The sequence below is a fragment of the Pandoraea sp. LA3 genome (assembly GCF_022696215.1).
In the GTDB taxonomy this organism is placed as follows: Bacteria; Pseudomonadota; Gammaproteobacteria; order Burkholderiales; family Burkholderiaceae; genus Pandoraea; species Pandoraea capi.
In genome coordinates, this window is the sequence record NZ_PTPY01000030.1 from 418311 (window position 1) to 435700 (window position 17390).

Sequence of the window (17390 nt, forward strand, 5' to 3'; positions counted from 1 at the left end):
CCGCCGCACCGCCCGACATGTCGACGGGCAGCGCCAACATGGGGCACATGCCGCCCTCGTCAGCGCACCAGATAGCCTGCGACACGCCAACGCGCGTCGATCCCGTAGGCCATCGTCACCATCTCATGCGCCTCGGCCTTGTTCTCGAACACCGTGTCGTACTGAATCACCACGTACTCACCATCCGGTTGCCCGGCGAGCGAGCGGGTAAATACCGCGTCGTGCATCTTTCTGGACTTCACCTTGCCTAGCGGCAAGCGTGCACCTTGCAGGCTGCGTGCCCAGTCGTCGGCGGACACCGCACGCTGAAACACCGGTGCGGCCTGCTCCCAGCTCTGCTGCCCGCGATTGACGTCGACCAATCCCAACCAAAGACCGGCGGCTTCGAGCGCCGGACGCATATCGCGATTGATGTCCGCTGCCGGTGCAGTGGCATGACTGGCCGGGCTGGCAAACAGCGGCGGTTGCGCCGAGCGGCGTTGCATCGGCTCTTGCTGTGCCAGCGCGGGCAGAGCGCTCAGGCCGGCGGCCACGCCCAGCGCGAGCGCCGCCAGGCGGGTGAAACGAAAAGGATGTGACGCTTGGCGTCGGGTCGTCTGCATTGACGAAAGCTCCTTCAGGCAGAAATAGCGAACCCGGCCATTCTACTGGTGTGGCACGCGAAGGAATGTAACGCGCGTCGCGCCGTACATTACAATGCTCAACACATACATGTCAGCCTTCCCCCTTGGCCATTGCCATGTTGACGACGTCCCTCCTCGCGATTACCTCGTTGCTCAGCTTCATGATGTTGCTGATCGTGGGGTCTCTCGTACGTTCGCGCGTAGCTGGCGTTCGTGAGTGGTGCTTCGCCAACGTCGCCGTTCTGGCGTCGTTACCGCTTTTCGCGCTTCGGGGCGTCATCCCCGACTTTCTGTCGATTCCCATCGCCAACCTCGCCCTGGCCGGTGGCCTGCTGCTCTATTACGCCGGCTGCGCGCGCTTTCTCGGCCGTTCACCGCACTGGCACGTGCTGGGCGCGTCGCTCGGCGTGCTCGCGGCGGCGATCCTGTTCTGGCATTACGGCATCGACAACCCCTCGCTGCGCGTGGTCGCGGTCTCGGCGTTTCACGCCACGTTCCTGCTCGCAACCTCGGTCCTGATCCTGCGCCATATCCCGCCGCGCCGTCATCGCTATAACTATTGGCTGACGGCTGGCATGGCTGCGGTGTTCGCCGTTGCGCACACGGTGCGCGGCGTGACGTTCGCGTGGGCGCCCGCGCCCGGTCTCGAAGTCTTCGCGCCGACGATGTTCAACCTGGTCATGCTCACGATCGGCGCCGTTGTCATGCCCGCCATGACCATGGGGTCGGTCCTCATGATTCACGACGCGATGCTCGCCACGGCCGAAGAGGCAGCCAATCGCGACTATCTGACGGGGGCGATCTCGCGCAAGCATTTCGATCTGCTCGCGCGTCAGGAGATGGCGCGCGCCGTGGCACGGGGCTGGCCGCTGTCGATCATCGTCATCGACCTCGATCACTTCAAGGCGATCAACGACACGCATGGGCATGCGGGTGGCGACACGGTGCTGCGCGAATTCGTGAAGCTCGTTCGCGACAGTCTGCGCGAGGGCGACGTCTTCGGACGATTGGGCGGCGAGGAGTTTGCGGTGTTGCTGCCCGGCACCGACACGCCGGGGGCGATCCGCATTGCCGAGCGCCTGCGAACGCAGGCGAGCCGGCATCTGGTCGCCGGGCCGTTTGGCGTGTGCCACTACACGCTGAGCGGCGGTGTGGCGACGTGGATCGAGCACGAAAGCCTCGAAGCGCTGTGCATTCGCGCCGACCGCGCCCTCTATGCGGCCAAGATCTCCGGGCGCAATCTCGTGCTCTCCGACGTACTCTCCAGCGACGAAACGGCCTCCGAAGCCGGCTGACGACCACCGTCGGCCCTCAGTCATCAGCTCTCGGTCGTCAGTCTCAGCGACCTTGATCGCCTCGCGCGTCTTCCCTTCGACTTACGTCGTCGCGCCATCTCCCGCATCGGGGAAGAATTCGCGACGCATGCGTGCCACATAGGCCGTCAGGTTCGGATGGTTTTCGATCTCGTCGCGCAACGGCTGACGAAAATCGGGCGACATCGCACCGGAGATGAAACCGAAGGCCGTGGCGTCGGCCCCGCACGGCCGGTCACCGAAGAAGTACGGCTGATCGCCGAGCAACTGGGCGGCAGCCTGCGCCCCACGTGCGAGCAACTGGCGCTGCTCCTCCGGCTGGTAACGGCCGGTGCCCTGCCCGTGCAGCGTGTTGCGCACCTTGCGACGGATCAGCGCCTGCGCCAGCGGACGCACCGGCCACGGAATCGATCGGAAGAACGACGCCGGGCCTTTCTCGAAATTCTCGTCGTCGCACCAGCGCGCCTGCACGACGTGCCAGTAGAAATGGTCCTCCAGCGCCTTCTCGAACATCCATGCCGCGCCGCGTTGCACTGGCGTGAGCCCCGCATCGAAGTCGAACCCGTACTTGCGCTCGATATGCAGGCGGATCAGCGTCGAGTCCGCCACGATCTCGCCGTCGTCGTCGATGTAAGGCAGCTTGCCCTTGGGCGCGCGACGGAATCCGCCTCGATTGGTCTGGTATGGCAGCCCGGCCAGCTTTAGCAGCATCTCCGCCTTGACGACGAACGGACTGGCGTCCGGCAGCCCGAACGCCGGGCCGAAGGTATACAGGGTCAACATCTCGAGGCGCGCTCCTGTGCGAAAAGGTTGGCGCAGAGTATTACACGCCGTCATGCCAGCGGCGAGCCCTTCGAAGCGGGGAGGCATCCGGCGTCAATCGGGCCTCGCTCAGGCATCGGCTACGTGACTCGCGCACTGTGGTTTTATACAGTATCATATCGCTCAATCGAGGAACATCTCATGGAAACCATCGACTGGGATCAACTGGCGCTGAGCGCCGCCGAGCGCGATCTTGCGAGCATCGTGCGCGAGATTGCCGCACGTTATTTGCAGCATCATGTGTCACATCGTCCGTTGGCGATCGTGCCTGCGAACAACGCCGTCGCGCAGCATCAGGACGCCTCACCGGCCATGCTGCTGGACTGGCGCACGCTCGTGGCCATTGCCGACGAGGCGGAGGCGGACATCGGCCTTCACGCGCGGCATGAGCCGTGGGCACTCGCGCGTCTTCTGCGGCTGCCGGGTGACGAAGCGCTGCGACGCGCCGGCAAGTTGCCGTCGCTCGACGCCGCCGTCGACCTGCAATGGCCGGATGCCCCGGCGCCGGCCGTGTTCCGCGCCATCGTCAGCGCGTTCGCCGACGGCGGGCTGTTTGGCGACACGCCCGACGCTGACGATGCCGACAATGGGGATGCCCCCGCATCGTCACAACCGTTCGTCGCCGGGTCGGCGACGCTGTCGTCCTCGGGGTCTGCTGCGGCATGCTGATCGATCCGGACGCGCTTGCGCGTTCCCTGCCCGCCCCGATGGTCTTCGTCGATCTGGAAACGACGGGGGGCAACGCGCTGGACGACCGTATCACGGAAATCGGCGTGGTCGAAGTCGGGCCGCAGGGTGTCGAGCAATGGAGCACGCTGCTCGATCCGGCCGAGCCTATCCCGCCATTCATCCAGAAACTCACCGGCATCACCAACGAGATGGTGAAGGGCCAGCCGTCGTTCGGCACGCTGGCGCAAGGGCTGGCGGAACGCCTGCACGGCAAGCTGTTCGTCGCCCACAACGCGCGCTTCGACTACGGCTTTCTCAAGAACGAATTCCGACGGGCGGGCATCGGGTTTCAGGCCGACGTGCTGTGCACGGTACGGCTGTCGCGGCTGCTGTTTCCGTCGGCGGCGCGTCACGGACTCGATGCACTGATCGCCCGGTTCGGCCTCGCGCCGCAGGGGCGTCACCGCGCCCTCGCCGATGCCGATCTGCTCTGGCAGTTCTGGCAAAAGCTCCACACGATCTATGAACCCGACCTGATCGGGCAAGCCGTGCAACGGGTGACGAAGCGTTCGAGCCAGCCGCCGCAGTTGCCGGACGAAGCCATCGACGCGCTGCCCGACAGCCCCGGCGTATATCTCTTTTACGGCGAGGGCGACACGCTGCTGTATGTCGGCAAGAGCGTCGATATCCGCTCGCGCGTGCGATCTCACTTCTCCAGCGACCATCAGGTCGCCAAGGACTTGCGCATCTCGCAGGAGATCCGCCGCGTGGAAGTGCGCCGCACGGTCGGCGAGCTGGGCGCGTTGCTGCTCGAATCGCAACTCGTCAAGCAATTGCAGCCCGTGCATAACCGCATGCTGCGTCGCGCCGCCAGCCTCTACAGTTGGCAACTGCCGCAGGGCAGCGACACGCCGCAGCTTGTCAGTGCGAAGACCGTCGACTTCGCCAGCGCCGAGTCGCTGTACGGTACGTTCTCGTCGCGCACCGGGGCGGAGAGCGCGCTGCGGGCGCTGGCAGACGAGCATCGTCTATGTTGTGCGCAGTTGGGGCTCGAGAAGGCCGCGAAGGGACGTCCGTGCTTCGGCTATCAAGTGAAGCGTTGCGACGGTGTCTGCGTGGGCGATGCCCCCGTCGACGCCCACACCGAACGCACACGCGAAGCGCTTGCGACACTGCAACTGGAGACCTGGCCGTACGACGGCCCTATCGCCATCGAGGAACATGGCAGTGATCCCAGTGAAGTGGAATATCACGTCATCGATCGCTGGCAGTATCTGGGCACGGTGGCGTCGCGCGACGCCCTGGATGCGCTCATCGACAATATGCCCGCCGCAACGGGCTTCGATCCGGACATTTACCGGTTGCTCGGGCGACGTCTTGCCGGCAGCGCGAAGCGTACACCGGACGACGGCGCTGCCTCTGCCTGCGCAGACGCTGCCGATGCGACCGGCGCCTCGACGACAACGCTGGCAACAACGCCCGCGCCGCTGCGCCGCACACCGGCACCGCTGAGCGTGCTCCACCTCTCACGCCCCACGTTTCGCCTGAGTCACATCGAGCCGCCCGTCGCCGCGCCGAAAAAGCCTCGCAGTGTTGCGCTGTTGCGTCGCCGCCAACCGCACCCCGAAGATCCGAATCAGCTTCGGCTCCCCTTCGACGGGCGTTGACGCCACCGACACGCGTCTTTTCGCCTCATCCCCTGCGTTTCGCCGCGTCGCGCGTCTCACCCAGCGAGACGCCACCGCACGCTCAAATCTCCGCCTAAATTTCTTTCCGCCTTATGCCACCTAGGCAAAACCCTCCTTTGCACTTCGGGTCATGAGCATATAAATATTAAGTATTTGCAATACGCATGCTTGAGGTCGAAGAATACGCAATCCGAATACAAGGCATTGCGACATCGACGGCCATGGCGTCGTCGATGACCGGGGTGCTGGCGCGTAGGGGTACGCGCCAGCGCTTCGTCCCCACACCGAGCCAGATGGAATTACGCCAACTCGAAGCCTTCGCGGCTGTCATGTCGACCGGTAGCGTCACGGCTGCCGGGCGTTTGCTCGGGCGCTCGCAGCCTGCCATCACCCGCATGATTCAGGAGCTCGAAGCCGAAATCGGCTACGCCCTGTTTACTCGCAGCGGTCCGCGCGTCACACCGACCGAGCAAGGTTTTCTGCTGTTCGAAGATGTCGAGCACGTGCTCGCCGGACTACAGCAGATTCGCGCCCGCGCCGACGAAATTGCGCGCGGTCAGACCCGTCCCCTGCATATCGCCGCCACCTCGGCGCTGGCCGCCGGCCTCGTGCCTGCCGCCCTCGCGTTGCCGGGGCTCGCCCGCGACAGCCATCAGATTCAGATGCGCAGCACGTCGCCCGAACAGGTCGTGCACGCCGTCCTGACGGGTGCCGCCGACATCGGCGTGACGAGTCTGCCGCTGGAGCATCGCGGCATCGTGGTGCACTGGATCGGCGAGGCGGCCTGCGTTGCCGCCGTGCGGGCCGACGATCCGCTGGCCGCGCACGACCGTCTGCCGCTCGCCGCATGTGCAGGGCGTCGCATCGTCACGATGCAGAACCCTTACCGCTTGCGCCGACGTCTCGACCAGGCGTTTGCGCAGGCGGGCGTCGCACCGGCCGGACTCATCGAGACGAACGCGTCGATCAATGCGATGACGGCCGTGCGTGCCGGACTCGGCGTCGCGGTGCTCGAACCGGTCACGGCGTACGGGTTGCCGCTCGCCGATGTCGCCGTGCGCCCCATCGACGCCGACATCCCGTTTTTCTTCGGCGTCATTACCCGCGACGCCCGTGCCCCCTCACCCGCAGCGCTGGCCTTCGTCGATGCGCTGGCCGAAGCGGCCCGCGACCTGCTGCCCGGCTTCGTGCAGCGCGCCGCCACCGAACACGCTCAAGTCCTGCAATCGCTTTACGGCGATTTGCCCGCTCCCAAGGAAGCTCAGTCGTCATGACCACGTCCCCGACCACCGCCACCGGCCTGCCCGCGCTCGAAGCGCGTCTGCGCCAGGACCTCGCCTGGCTCGAACTGCCCGCCAGACGCTGGGTGCCCGAGCGCACGCACAACGGCCAGCCCGTACTCGACGTCGCCATCATCGGCGGCGGCATGGCTGGACTGGCTGCGGCCGCCTCGCTCACGCATCTTGGCGTGGGCGCCGTGATCTTCGATCAGTCGCCGCGCGGCTTCGAAGGCCCGTGGGCAACCACCGCGCGCATGGAAACCCTGCGCTCGCCCAAGCAGCTCACCGGCCCGGCGCTGGGCTTGCCCGCGCTCACGTTCCGCGCGTGGTTCGAAGCGCAATTCGGTCTGCAAGCGTGGGAAGCGCTCGACAAGATTCCGCGTCTGCAATGGATGGATTACCTGCGTTGGTATCGCGACGTGCTCGGCATCGACGTGCGTAACGAGCATCGCATCGATCATGTCACGCCGCGTGGCGAAGACGGCCTCGTCGAACTGTCGGTGACGTCGCCCGAAGGCACGCGTACCGTCTACGCGCGCCATGTCGTGCTGGCCACGGGACGCGACGGCCTCGGGGGGCCGACCGTCCCCGCATTCGCACGCGATTTGCCGCGCCGCTTCTGGGCGCACTCGTCGGATGTGATGGACTACGCCACGCTGCGCGGCAAGCGCGTCGGCGTCATCGGCGCCGGCGCGTCCGCGATGGACAGCGCGGCCACGGCGCTCGAAGCCGGCGCCGCCAGCGTCGATCTGCTGATTCGCCGCGCAGACATTCCCCGCATCAACAAGGGCAAGGGCGCGGGCAACCCGGGTCTCACGCACGGTCACATCCATTTGCCGGACGAATGGAAGTGGCGCATCCGTCATTACGTGAACGTGCAGCAGGTGCCGCCGCCGCGTGGCAGCACGTTGCGCGTGTCGCGTCACGACAATGCGCGCTTCAACCTTGGCGCACCGATCCTCGACGTCACACCGGTCGGTGACGAACTGCACGTGCGCACCGCCAAGGGCACGTTCGTGCTCGACTTCCTCGTCTTCGCGACGGGCTTCCGTATCGACATCGAGGGACGTCCGGAATTCGCCGCGTTCTCGAAGTTCGTGCGCAAGTGGAGCGATCGCTACACCCCGGCCGCTGGCGACGAAGACATGGAACTGTCGGACTCGCCGGATCTCGGCCCGACGTTCGAATTCCAGGAAAAGACACCGGGCGTCTGCCCCGGGCTGGAACGTATTCACTGCTTCTGCGCCCCGGCAACGCTCTCGCACGGCGCCGTCTCCGGCGACATCCCTGCGGTGAGTGAAGGCGCGAAGCGTCTGGCACAAGGGCTGGCGGGCACGTTCTATCGGGAAGATGTCGCGCATCACTACGCCAACATGGAGACGTACGCCGAGCCGGAAGTCTACGGCGACGAATGGACGCCCGCGCCGCCCCCGCCCGCTGTGGCGGCGATCGCCGCGTCCCACGTCGCGGGCAAGGACAAGGAACCTCTCGCATCATGACCGCCTGGATTCTGCGCCGCCTGCTGCAAGCGGTACTCGTGGTGTGGCTGATGACGCTGATCGTGTTCATCGGTCTGCACGCGATCGGCAACCCGGTCGACATTCTCATCGGCCAGGACGTCGATCAGGTCGACCGCGCGCGCATCATCGCGCAACTGGGCCTCGATCAACCGCTGTGGCGACAGTACCTGTCGTTCCTCGACGGCGCGCTGCATGGCAATCTGGGCAACAGCTTCGTGTACAACGTCCCGGCCATTCAGTTGATTCTGCAACGTCTGCCGGCCACGCTGGAGCTGGCGTTCGCAGCGCTCATCCTGGCCGTGTTCATCGGCATTCCGCTGGGACTGTTCGCAGGCCTCTACCCGCGTAACCCGATCTCCAAACTGCTCATGACGGGCAGCATCGTGGGCTTCTCGCTGCCGACGTTCTGGGTCGGCCTGATGCTCATCATGTTCTTCTCGGTGCATCTGGGCGTGCTGCCCGCAAGCGGCCGTGGCGAGACAGCGAGTCTGTTTGGCGTGGAGTGGTCGTTCCTCACGATCGACGGATTGCGTCACCTGATCCTGCCGGCGTTCAATCTGGCGCTGTTCAAGATGTCGCTGGTACTGCGTCTGACGCGCGCCGGAGTCTCCGAAGTGCTGCCGCAGGACTTCGTGAAGTTCGCGCGCGCCAAGGGGTTGTCGCCGCTGCGGGTCGTGCTAGTGCACGTGTTGCGCAATACGCTGATTCCGCTGGTGACGGTACTGGGTCTCGAATTCGGCTCGACCATCGCATTCGCCGTCGTCACGGAGAGCGTGTTCGCATGGCCCGGCGCAGGCAAACTCATTCTCGACAGCATCAACGCGCTCGACCGCCCCGTGATCGTGGCGTATCTCATCGTCGTGGTGTGCCTGTTCGTGTCGATCAATCTGATCGTGGACGTGCTCTATAAGTGGCTCGATCCGCGTGTGCGCGTGGAGGCCGCTGCCTGATGTCGCTCAACGTCTCCCCGAACGGCAATCCCGCACCGACGCTCGCACCTGAGCCGGTGCCGATGCGTCGTGAATCGCCGTGGCAGCAAGGGCTGCGTGAGTTTCTGCGCTCGAAGAGCGCCGTGCTCGGTCTCGTGGTGCTGGCGATCCTGATCGTGGCGGCACTCGCCGCGCCGTGGATCTCGCCGCAAAACCCATACGACCTGAGCCAGCTCGACGTCATGGACGCACGCCTGCCGCCCGCCACCGCCAACGGCGCCGCCACGTACACGTACTGGCTCGGCACCGACGGTCAGGGCCGCGATCTGCTCTCCGGCATCATCTACGGGCTGCGAATCAGTCTCGGCGTGGGGGTCGGTTCGGCGCTCATCGCGGGCATTCTCGGCACGATCCTCGGCCTGGTCGCCGCCTACGCAGGCGGACGCGTCGACGCCTTCATCATGCGTCTCGTCGACCTGCTGCTGTCGTTCCCGTCGATCCTCGTCGCGCTGATGATCCTGGCGTACGTCGGCAAAGGCATCGGCAACGTGGTGCTCACCCTCGTCGTGCTCGAATGGGCGTACTTCGCGCGTACGGCACGCGGACAGGCGCTGGTCGAATCGCGTCGCGAGTATGTGGAAGCCGCGCGCTGCCAGGCGATTCCGAACTGGCGCATCGTGCTGGGCCACATTCTGCCGAACTGCCTGCCGCCGCTGATCGTCGTCGGCTCGCTTCAGGTCGCGCGTGCGATCACGCTCGAAGCGACCCTGTCGTTCCTCGGGCTCGGTGTGCCGGTGACGGAGCCCTCGCTCGGCCTGCTCATCGCCAACGGCTATCAGACGATGCTCTCGGGCGAGTACTGGATCAGCCTCTATCCGGGCCTCGCGCTACTCGTCACCGTCGTCGCCATCAATCTCGTGGGCGACCGCCTGCGCGACGTGTTCAATCCAAGGTTGCAGAAATGAGCGGCGCCGTGTCCCCCCCTTCACCCCCTTCATCCTCGACGTCGACGTCCGCGCTCACACTGGAAGTGCGCAATCTGCGCACGCAGTTCGTCACGCGCGCCGGCACATTGCCCGCCGTGGACGACGTCTCGTTCTCGCTGCCGCCGGGTCACATCATGGGACTCGTCGGCGAGTCCGGCTCGGGCAAGTCGGTGACCGGCTTCTCGATCATGGGACTGGTCGACGCACCGGGTCGCATCGTCGGCGGCGAAGTGCTGTTCCAGGGGCGCGATCTGACGAAGATGTCGCCGGGCGAGTTGCGTCACCTGCAAGGCAATCGCATCGCGATGATCTTTCAGGACCCGATGATGACGCTCAACCCGGTGCTTCGCGTCGACGTGCAGATGATCGAGGCCGTGCGTGCGCACCAGAAGGTGTCGAAGTCGCAGGCGCGTGACCTCGCGCGCGACACGCTCGGCATGATGGGCATTCCCAGCCCGGACGAGCGTCTGCGTGCCTATCCGCACCAGCTCTCGGGCGGCATGCGTCAGCGCGTGGCGATTGCCATCGCCATGTTGCATCGCCCGGACCTGATCATTGCCGACGAGCCGACGACCGCGCTCGACGTCACGATTCAGGCGCAGATTCTTTCGGAAGTGCAGAAGCTCGCGCGCCAGAACGGCACCGCGCTCATCTGGATTACGCACGATCTGTCGGTGGTCGCCGGACTGGCCGACACGCTGGCCGTGATGTACGCCGGACGCATCGTCGAGCAAGGCACGGTCGACGCGGTGCTCGACGCGCCGCAACACCCCTACACCGCAGGACTCATCGGCAGTCTGCCGAGCCTGAACAAGCGCGGGCAGCGTCTGCGCCAGATTCCCGGCATGACGCCGAACCTGCTGAACATGCCCGCCGGCTGCGCGTTCGCGTCGCGCTGCGCCTATGCGACGGCGGTCTGCGGCGAGCGTCCCGAGATCACGCAGACGTCGCCGGGCCGCCTCGTGCGTTGCTTCCATCCGGGTGCGGCGCTGCAAAAGGAGATGGTATGAACACGCCGCAGCCGCAAGGTCAGCCGGCCAATCCCGCCAACCCGGGCAGTACCGGTTACGGCAAGTCGAACAGCCCGAGCGCCACGCTGCCGGCGCCCATCGTGTCGCTGCGCGGCGTGAGCAAGCGTTTCGGCGAGCGTCACGTCGGTCCGGCCGGACGTCTGCTCGAACGCGCCGGTCTCGCACATCCGCCCGCCGTCGTGCATGCGGTGGATAACGTCGACCTCATCGTCAAGCCGGGCGAGGTCGTCGGTCTCGTGGGCGAGTCCGGCTGCGGCAAGTCCACGCTCGGACGCATGCTCGCGGGCCTGCTCAAACCGTCGTCGGGCGAGGTGCAGATTCATGGACGTCCCGCGCAATCGCTGAGCGTGCAGGAACAGCGCGACGCGCGGTTGAAGATCCAGATGATCTTTCAGGATCCGTATGCGAGCCTGAACCCACGACTTCGCATCGACCGCATCGTCGGCGAAGGCGCGCTCGTGCACGGGCTGACCGATCGCGCCGGGTTCGACGATTACGTGAGCGCACAGTTGCAGCGTGCGGGGCTCGATCCGGCATTGCGTCATCGTTACCCGCACCAGTTCAGCGGCGGACAGCGTCAGCGTATCGGCATCGCCCGCGCGCTCGCCGTGAATCCCGATCTGCTGGTGTGCGACGAAGCCGTCGCCGCGCTCGACGTCTCGATTCAGGCGCAGATTCTGAATCTGTTCATGGATCTGCGTGAGCAACTGCGTTTGACGTACGTCTTCATCAGCCATGACCTCGGCGTAGTCGAGCATCTGTCGGATCGCGTGGTGATCATGTATCTGGGGCGCATCGTCGAGAGTGCGCCGGTCGAGGAAGTCTTCCGTCGCCCGAATCATCCGTACACGCAGGCGCTGCTTGCCGAGATTCCGCGCATCGACGTGCGTCACAAGACGTTCTCCTCGATTCGCGGCGAAATCCCGAGCCCGATTGCACCGCCCAGCGGTTGTCACTTCCATCCGCGATGTCCGCACGCCATGCCGCGCTGCCGCACGGAAGTGCCGACACTGCGCGGTGTGGCGATCAACCACGTGAGTGCGTGCCATCTGAACGATGCGTGATCCGCGTGATCCCTGACAGGTTTGTCCGAATTTCCGCCGATCGGCCGCACGAATCTGCGTGCCGTCCCGGCTTTGACTCCGAATCACCAACGACCAGGATCGATTGATAATGAAACGCTTCTTGTTGTCCTCTCTCGCTGCGGCGCTGCTCGTCACGAGCGCAGCCGCATCCGCCCAATCCAGCACGCTTCGTATCGCGTTTGCCGACCCGCTGTCGTCGCTCGACCCGCAACTGAACAATCACGCGGGCGACCGCTCGGTCGATCTGCACTTCTGGGATCTGCTTGTCGAGAACAAGTGGAACAAGCTTCAGCCGGGCCTTGCCGTGTCGTGGAAGGCGCTCGACTCGAAGACCTGGGAATTCAAGCTGCGCCCGAATGTGAAATGGCACGACGGTCAGGCCTTCACGGCGGCCGACGTCATCTATTCGTACCAGCGTGCACGTAACGTGCCGGGCAGCGTGGCCACGTTCGCGGGCTACCTGCGCACCATCGACACGATGACGTCGCCGGACCCGCTCACGCTCGTCGTCAAGACCAAGATCCCGAACCCGGATCTGCCGCTGAACCTCGCGTCGGTACATATCGTGAGCAAGCACGTTGGCGAGAAGTCGAATACGGACGATTACAACGCCGGACGCGCCATGGTCGGCACCGGTCCGTTCAAGTACGTGTCGTACACGCCGGGCGATCGCGTGGAGATGGTGCGTAACGACAACTATTGGGGTGGCAAGTCGGAGTGGGAGAAGGTCGACTATCGCTACATCAACAACGGCGCGGCGCGAACTGCGGCGCTGCTCGCCGGTGACGTCGACGTGATCGACAAGGTGTCGGCCTCGGACATTCCGCGTCTGAAGAAGGCGCCGAACGTGACGGTCTTCCCGTACCCGGGCCTGCGCGTGATGCTGCTTCAGCCGTCGTTCCGCGAAGGCACGAATCAGTACATCACCGATAACGCCGGCAAGCCGCTCGCGAAGAACCCGCTGCTCGACGTGCGCGTGCGTCGCGCCCTGTCGCTCGCCATCAACCGTGAGGCGATCGTCTCGCGCATCATGCAGGGCACGGCCAGCGTGGCCAACCAGTGGATGCCGAAGGACACGTTCGGCTACAACCCTGACGTGAAGGACATTGCGTTCGACGCAGCGCAAGCCAAGAAGCTGCTGGCCGACGCGGGCTTCCCGGAAGGCTTCAAGCTGACGATGCACGTGCCGAACGACCGCTATCCGCAAGGGCCGGAAACGGCGCAGGCCGTGGCGCAGTTCTGGACGCGTATCGGCGTGAAGACGCAAGTGGAAGTGGTGCCCTGGGCGGTGTATTCGAGCCGTGCCAACAAGAACGAGTACGCCATGACCATGCTGGCATGGGGTAACGGCACGGGCGAAGCGAGCTATGCGCTCGTGAACGTGCTGGCGACGGTCGACGCGAAGAAGGGTCTCGGTGCCTCGAACTGGGGTCACTACAGCAACCCGGCCATCGACAAGGCGCTCGACGCGTCGACCGCCGAGTTCGACGAAGGCAAGCGTGAAGCGATCCTGCGTCAGTCGGTCAAGGTGGAGACGGACGACGTCGGCACGATTCCGCTGTACCACTACCAGAACATCTGGGCCGCGCGTAAGGGCCTGAAGGTCACGCCGTTCACGAGCGATCGCACCGTCGCGATGCAAGTGACCAAGGCTGCTAAGTAAACCGGTCGCCACGCTATGACGTCATCGCACGTTTCATCGTCGGCGGCTTCGTCCGAGGCGTTGTCCGCCGGGTCATCCGCTGCATCGTCAGATACGACGCTTACCTCGTCGTTGATTCTGACGGCGACGCCTGCCGATGCGCTGATCGACGTGCCGCGCCACCTCGTGGTGCGCGGTGCGGCGCCGGGTGCGCATGTCACGCTGACCGCCCGCACCGCGCGGGCGGGCGGCGTGGTGTGGCACGCACAGGCTACGTTCGCGGCCGACACGGAGGGTGTCGTCGACGTCTCGCGCGACGCCCCGGTGAGCGGCAGCTATCGCGGCGTGTCCGCCATGGGCCTCATCTGGTCGCAGGTCCCGGAAGACGGCAAAAGCCGCGACGTCTTCCCGCAACCGGTCATCGCCCCACTCGTCACGACAGTCCTCGCACAGGTCATTGGCAGCGAGGGGACGGTGGCAGCGTCGGTGTCCTTCACTCAGCGACTCGCGGCGGAAGGCGTGACACGACACGACGTTCGTGAAGACGGACTCGTCGGCACGTTGTACCTCCCGCCGGGCGACGGTCCTCACCCTGCCGTGATGATCCTTAACGGGTCCGGTGGCGGGATCAATGAACCGCGCGCTGCGTTGTACGCGTCGCATGGTTACGCCGCTTTCGCGTTGGGTTACTTCAAAGGCCCGGGGTTGCCGGACTACATCTCCAACACGCCGCTGGAGTACTTCGCGAAGGGAATGGACTGGCTGCGCCGCACGGTGCGCCCGGCCCATGACTTCGTGGCGCTCTCCGGGCAATCGCGTGGCGGCGAGTTGGTGCTGCTGCTCGGCGCGACGTTCCCGGACGCCGTCTCGGCAGTCATCGGCTACGTGCCAAGCGCGTTGATCCACAGCGCGCAGAACGCCTGCGATCCGGCGCTCGGTCGGGAAGGTCCGACGTGGTTGCTCGACGGCAAGCCGCTGCCGCACATCTGGGAGAACAACCGGACAGCGTCGTGGGCGCCGTTCGACGAAGGCCCGCCGCCGCATCGTCACGCCAAGGCAATGCTGACGGCGCTGGACGATCCGGACGCAGTCGAGCGCGCCCGCATTCCCGTCGAGAAAATTCGCGGGCCGGTGATGTTGCTGTCCGCCGAAGATGATGGCTCATGGCCGTCGAGCCTCTACTCGCGCATGGTGACGGAGCGACTCGCAGCACACGAGCATCCGCACGCGGTCGAGCATCTCGATTTCGACGGCGCGGGACATGCCATCGTGTTCCCCTACGTGCCGACCACGCAACTCGTGTACGCCCATCCCGTCTCCGGCAAGATCAGCACTGGCGGTGGAGCGCCGGAAGCCAACGCGTTCGCGGACGAGCGATCTTGGGCTGCTGTACAGGCATTTCTCGCGCAGGCCGTGGCCGAGCGCGCCCAATCACAAGGACAATCATGACCGTCAATACTGAGTACGACATCGCTAACGATCTCGTCGACCGCGTCGCCGGTCTGACGCCGGGATCGGCTACGCATATCCTGCGTCACACACGCGACAAGGTTGCCGTCGCAACGCAGGGGAGCTATGAAGGGCTGTTCGATCCGAAGCTCGAAGGCATCTCGCTGGTGGAGCGTCTGCTCGTCGCGCTGTACGCAAGCCGTCTGACGCCGTCGGCGTCGCTCGCTGCGCACTATCGGGCGGAGCTGGGCAAGCACGACGTCGATGCCTCGCAACTGAAGGCCGTGGAATCCGGTTCGCCGGAAGATGTCGCGGATGCACGTCTGCGTGCCATGCTGACGTTCACGAAGACGCTGATCGAGAACCCGGTCGCCGGGGATAAGGAAGCGTTGCACAAGCTGCCGGCAGCGGGGCTGACGACGCCTGCCGTCGTCGCGCTGGCACAACTGATTGCATTCCTGTCGTATCAGACGCGTCTGGTTGCGGGGCTGCAAGCGCTGAAACAACTGGCACCGCAGGAGACGACAGCATGAGCGACATCATCCGTTCGCATGGATTCACCAACGAGTCGCTCGACTGGGACGCGTGGCTCGACGTAGTCGAGTTGGACAAGGCGACACCGGAGCAGGTTGCCGTGCTGGATGAAAGTCATCCGAAAGCGAAAACGTCGGATTATTACCTCTTCCTCGTGCATCAACCGGAGATCCTCCGCCAACGCTCTGCAGCGTTCAACGCCATCATGTACGCACCGGGTGGCATGCCGCGCGCCGAACGTGAGTTGTCGACGACGGTCGTCTCACGTATCAACGGGTGCGTGTACTGCGCGTCGGTGCATGCGCAGCGATTCGAGCAGTTGGCGAAGCGCAACGACGTGATTCGCGAAGTGTTCGACGAACCGCGCACCGCAGGCACGACGGACCGCGAAAAAGCCATCTCGCAGTTTTCGATTGCGCTGACGGAGACGCCTGGCGACGTCCGTCCGGAGCAGTTGCAGGCATTGCGCGACGTAGGCCTGACGGACGCCGAGATTCTGGACCTGATCCACTCGATCGCGATCTTCGCGTGGGCCAACCGGCTGATGCTCAACCTGGGTGAACCAGTGTTCCCGGAATCCGCTGCAACCGCCTGATGCTTAACCTGGGTGAGCCGGTTTTTCTGGAATCCGCTGCAACCGCCTGACGCTTAACCTGGGTGAGCCAGTATTTCCGGAATCCGCTGCAACCGCCTGACGCTTAACCTGGGTGAGCCGGTATTTTCGGAATCCGCTGCAACCACCTGATGCCATGATGCCGTACGAAAACGGGGCACCTTAGCGTCCCAGCATCGTCGGCAACGTCACGAACGCGCTGTCCCACTGTCCTGGTGGGCAGCGCGTTTTTTACGCATGTCGAACTTAAGCCGATCGAATTTTCGCTTATCGAGTTGCGGGGTTGGGCAACGAGAATTTACTGGCCCGTTGCCGATTCATCGGGTGCATTAGCTGATTCCTGAAGCGGCATGGGAAACCGTGTAGGCTGGTGAAACGTCCCTCTCAAGCGAACGCCCAGAATGTCACTACGCCCGTTTCTCATCAAGCGCGTTCACACCGGCGCTATGGCAACGCTAGGAAAAGTGAGAGCGAAACTCTGGCCCGACGCGAGCGCATCCGAGCATGAACGTGATGGAATGGATTTGTTATCGCAACCGGATCGATACGTGGCATTCCTCGCCATGTCTCAAGCCGATGAGTGCTTAGGCTTTGCTGAAGCGTCGATACGACGCGACTACGTCAACGGTTGCGACACGTCACCGATCCTGTTTCTTGAAGGAATTTATGTTGAAGCGCCCATGAGACGCTCCGGTATTGCCAGAGCGCTATGCGTACAGATAGAGCAATGGGGCATGGCGCGAGGTTGCACAGAATTTGCCTCCGACACCGCACTATCCAACATCGATGCCCAAGCGATCCACCGAGCATTGGGTTTCAACGAAACAGAGCGCGTCGTCTTCTTTCGGAAGTTGTGTGGTGAGGCTTCTGAGAGTAGTCAGCCGCCAGTGTGCGCCAAACGTTAAAGTCATCGCATCAGTCAGACACACGGCACTTTAACGCGGAGGGGTTCAGCGGAATCACCCGATCGAGGTTAGGTAGATCGTCATCGACGCTGGAACGTCAGGCTGTCGACCAAGCATCTGGTTTCAATGAAATGCAGCGCGTCGTCTTGCTTGAATTGAAGAAATCGGCCTGCAGCGAACGCAGTTTGCCTAATCGGGCACAAATCGCATGACAACAAAATGCGTAGTCCGCTTTCGAAAGCTGTGCGGACCCCCATCCTGAGTCGGCGAGCAACCAGTTCGTGACAGTCGCTGAAATCAC

The 17390-nt window shown here is 64.5% G+C and carries 17 protein-coding genes; 14 read left to right on the forward strand and 3 right to left on the reverse strand.

The features are described from left to right. Positions 1–59 precede the first annotated feature (59 nt). Entirely contained in the window at positions 60–602 is a 543-nt protein-coding gene (locus tag C5N93_RS11925; RefSeq protein ID WP_242559418.1) for a DUF4019 domain-containing protein, read from the reverse strand. Between the two features lie 137 nt (positions 603–739). On the opposite strand from C5N93_RS11925, the gene C5N93_RS11930 reads away from it, so the two are divergent. After that, a complete protein-coding gene (locus C5N93_RS11930; protein ID WP_242559419.1) occupies positions 740–1918 on the forward strand; it encodes a GGDEF domain-containing protein in 1179 nt (392 codons plus the stop codon). A gap of 81 nt (positions 1919–1999) precedes the next feature. On the opposite strand, the gene C5N93_RS11935 is transcribed toward C5N93_RS11930, so the two are convergent. Then, complete coding sequence (locus C5N93_RS11935) at positions 2000–2719, reverse strand: glutathione S-transferase family protein (RefSeq protein ID WP_242559420.1); 720 nt, start codon at positions 2717–2719, stop codon at positions 2000–2002. 180 nt (positions 2720–2899) lie between these two features. Between C5N93_RS11935 and C5N93_RS11940 the strand changes: the two genes are divergently transcribed. The 13 genes from C5N93_RS11940 to aac(6') all read left to right on the forward strand — a co-directional run bounded on the left by C5N93_RS11940 (position 2900) and on the right by aac(6') (position 17089). Then, a complete protein-coding gene (locus tag C5N93_RS11940; protein ID WP_242559421.1) occupies positions 2900–3427 on the forward strand; it encodes a DUF2471 family protein in 528 nt (175 codons plus the stop codon). Beyond that, positions 3421–5094: an exonuclease domain-containing protein gene (locus tag C5N93_RS11945; protein WP_242559422.1), complete on the forward strand. Its 1674-nt coding sequence runs from the start codon at positions 3421–3423 to the stop codon at positions 5092–5094. The genes C5N93_RS11940 and C5N93_RS11945 overlap by 7 nt, the downstream gene beginning before the upstream one ends. A gap of 314 nt (positions 5095–5408) precedes the next feature. Next, entirely contained in the window at positions 5409–6389 is a 981-nt protein-coding gene (locus C5N93_RS11950) for a LysR family transcriptional regulator (protein WP_069343988.1), read from the forward strand. After that, positions 6386–7894, forward strand: coding sequence for an NAD(P)/FAD-dependent oxidoreductase (locus tag C5N93_RS11955; protein ID WP_242559423.1), 1509 nt, complete (start codon positions 6386–6388; stop codon positions 7892–7894). The genes C5N93_RS11950 and C5N93_RS11955 overlap by 4 nt, the downstream gene beginning before the upstream one ends. Next, the gene (locus C5N93_RS11960; RefSeq protein WP_069343975.1) at positions 7891–8865 is read left to right on the forward strand and encodes an ABC transporter permease; all 975 of its coding nucleotides are present in this window, start codon (positions 7891–7893) and stop codon (positions 8863–8865) included. The genes C5N93_RS11955 and C5N93_RS11960 overlap by 4 nt, the downstream gene beginning before the upstream one ends. A gap of 62 nt (positions 8866–8927) precedes the next feature. Next, on the forward strand, positions 8928–9809 hold the full coding sequence (locus C5N93_RS11965; protein ID WP_240493659.1) for an ABC transporter permease: 882 nt from the start codon (positions 8928–8930) through the stop codon (positions 9807–9809). Positions 9810–9817: 8 nt separating this feature from the next. Further along, positions 9818–10840: an ABC transporter ATP-binding protein gene (locus C5N93_RS11970; protein WP_242559424.1), complete on the forward strand. Its 1023-nt coding sequence runs from the start codon at positions 9818–9820 to the stop codon at positions 10838–10840. An 86-nt stretch (positions 10841–10926) separates the two neighbouring features. Next, a complete protein-coding gene (locus C5N93_RS11975; protein WP_242559440.1) occupies positions 10927–11925 on the forward strand; it encodes an ABC transporter ATP-binding protein in 999 nt (332 codons plus the stop codon). Between the two features lie 109 nt (positions 11926–12034). Then, entirely contained in the window at positions 12035–13609 is a 1575-nt protein-coding gene (locus C5N93_RS11980) for an ABC transporter substrate-binding protein (RefSeq protein ID WP_242559425.1), read from the forward strand. Positions 13610–13624: 15 nt separating this feature from the next. Then, positions 13625–15037 (forward strand): acyl-CoA thioesterase/bile acid-CoA:amino acid N-acyltransferase family protein, encoded by a 1413-nt coding sequence (locus tag C5N93_RS11985; protein WP_242559426.1) that lies wholly within the window; start codon positions 13625–13627, stop codon positions 15035–15037. Continuing rightward, the gene (locus C5N93_RS11990; RefSeq protein WP_242559427.1) at positions 15034–15570 is read left to right on the forward strand and encodes a CMD domain protein; all 537 of its coding nucleotides are present in this window, start codon (positions 15034–15036) and stop codon (positions 15568–15570) included. The genes C5N93_RS11985 and C5N93_RS11990 overlap by 4 nt, the downstream gene beginning before the upstream one ends. Beyond that, a complete protein-coding gene (locus C5N93_RS11995) occupies positions 15567–16166 on the forward strand; it encodes a peroxidase-related enzyme (RefSeq protein ID WP_242559428.1) in 600 nt (199 codons plus the stop codon). Before C5N93_RS11990 ends, C5N93_RS11995 begins: the two co-directional genes overlap by 4 nt. Positions 16167–16630: 464 nt before the next feature. Next, entirely contained in the window at positions 16631–17089 is a 459-nt protein-coding gene (gene aac(6'), locus C5N93_RS12000; protein ID WP_277990290.1) for an aminoglycoside 6'-N-acetyltransferase, read from the forward strand. Positions 17090–17186: 97 nt separating this feature from the next. Here aac(6') and C5N93_RS12005 read toward each other — a convergent pair. Then, positions 17187–17390, reverse strand: a 204-nt coding sequence (locus C5N93_RS12005; RefSeq protein ID WP_242559430.1) for a hypothetical protein, incomplete at its 5' end; no start/stop codon positions are given.

Excerpts from the sequence above, each read along its gene's own strand:
- C5N93_RS11925 (WP_242559418.1), bottom strand. The coding sequence starts at position 602 with ATGCAGACGACCCGACGCCAAGCGTCACATCCTTTTCGTTTCACCCGC.
- C5N93_RS11990 (WP_242559427.1), top strand. The coding sequence starts at position 15,034 with ATGACCGTCAATACTGAGTACGACATCGCTAACGATCTCGTCGACCGC.
- C5N93_RS11950 (WP_069343988.1), top strand. The coding sequence starts at position 5,409 with ATGGAATTACGCCAACTCGAAGCCTTCGCGGCTGTCATGTCGACCGGT.
- C5N93_RS11965 (WP_240493659.1), top strand. The coding sequence starts at position 8,928 with ATGCGTCGTGAATCGCCGTGGCAGCAAGGGCTGCGTGAGTTTCTGCGC.
- C5N93_RS11955 (WP_242559423.1), top strand. The coding sequence starts at position 6,386 with ATGACCACGTCCCCGACCACCGCCACCGGCCTGCCCGCGCTCGAAGCG.
- C5N93_RS11960 (WP_069343975.1), top strand. The coding sequence starts at position 7,891 with ATGACCGCCTGGATTCTGCGCCGCCTGCTGCAAGCGGTACTCGTGGTG.
- C5N93_RS11935 (WP_242559420.1), bottom strand. The coding sequence starts at position 2,719 with ATGTTGACCCTGTATACCTTCGGCCCGGCGTTCGGGCTGCCGGACGCC.
- C5N93_RS11945 (WP_242559422.1), top strand. The coding sequence starts at position 3,421 with ATGCTGATCGATCCGGACGCGCTTGCGCGTTCCCTGCCCGCCCCGATG.
- C5N93_RS11930 (WP_242559419.1), top strand. The coding sequence starts at position 740 with ATGTTGACGACGTCCCTCCTCGCGATTACCTCGTTGCTCAGCTTCATG.
- C5N93_RS11940 (WP_242559421.1), top strand. The coding sequence starts at position 2,900 with ATGGAAACCATCGACTGGGATCAACTGGCGCTGAGCGCCGCCGAGCGC.
- C5N93_RS11985 (WP_242559426.1), top strand. The coding sequence starts at position 13,625 with ATGACGTCATCGCACGTTTCATCGTCGGCGGCTTCGTCCGAGGCGTTG.
- C5N93_RS11995 (WP_242559428.1), top strand. The coding sequence starts at position 15,567 with ATGAGCGACATCATCCGTTCGCATGGATTCACCAACGAGTCGCTCGAC.
- C5N93_RS11980 (WP_242559425.1), top strand. The coding sequence starts at position 12,035 with ATGAAACGCTTCTTGTTGTCCTCTCTCGCTGCGGCGCTGCTCGTCACG.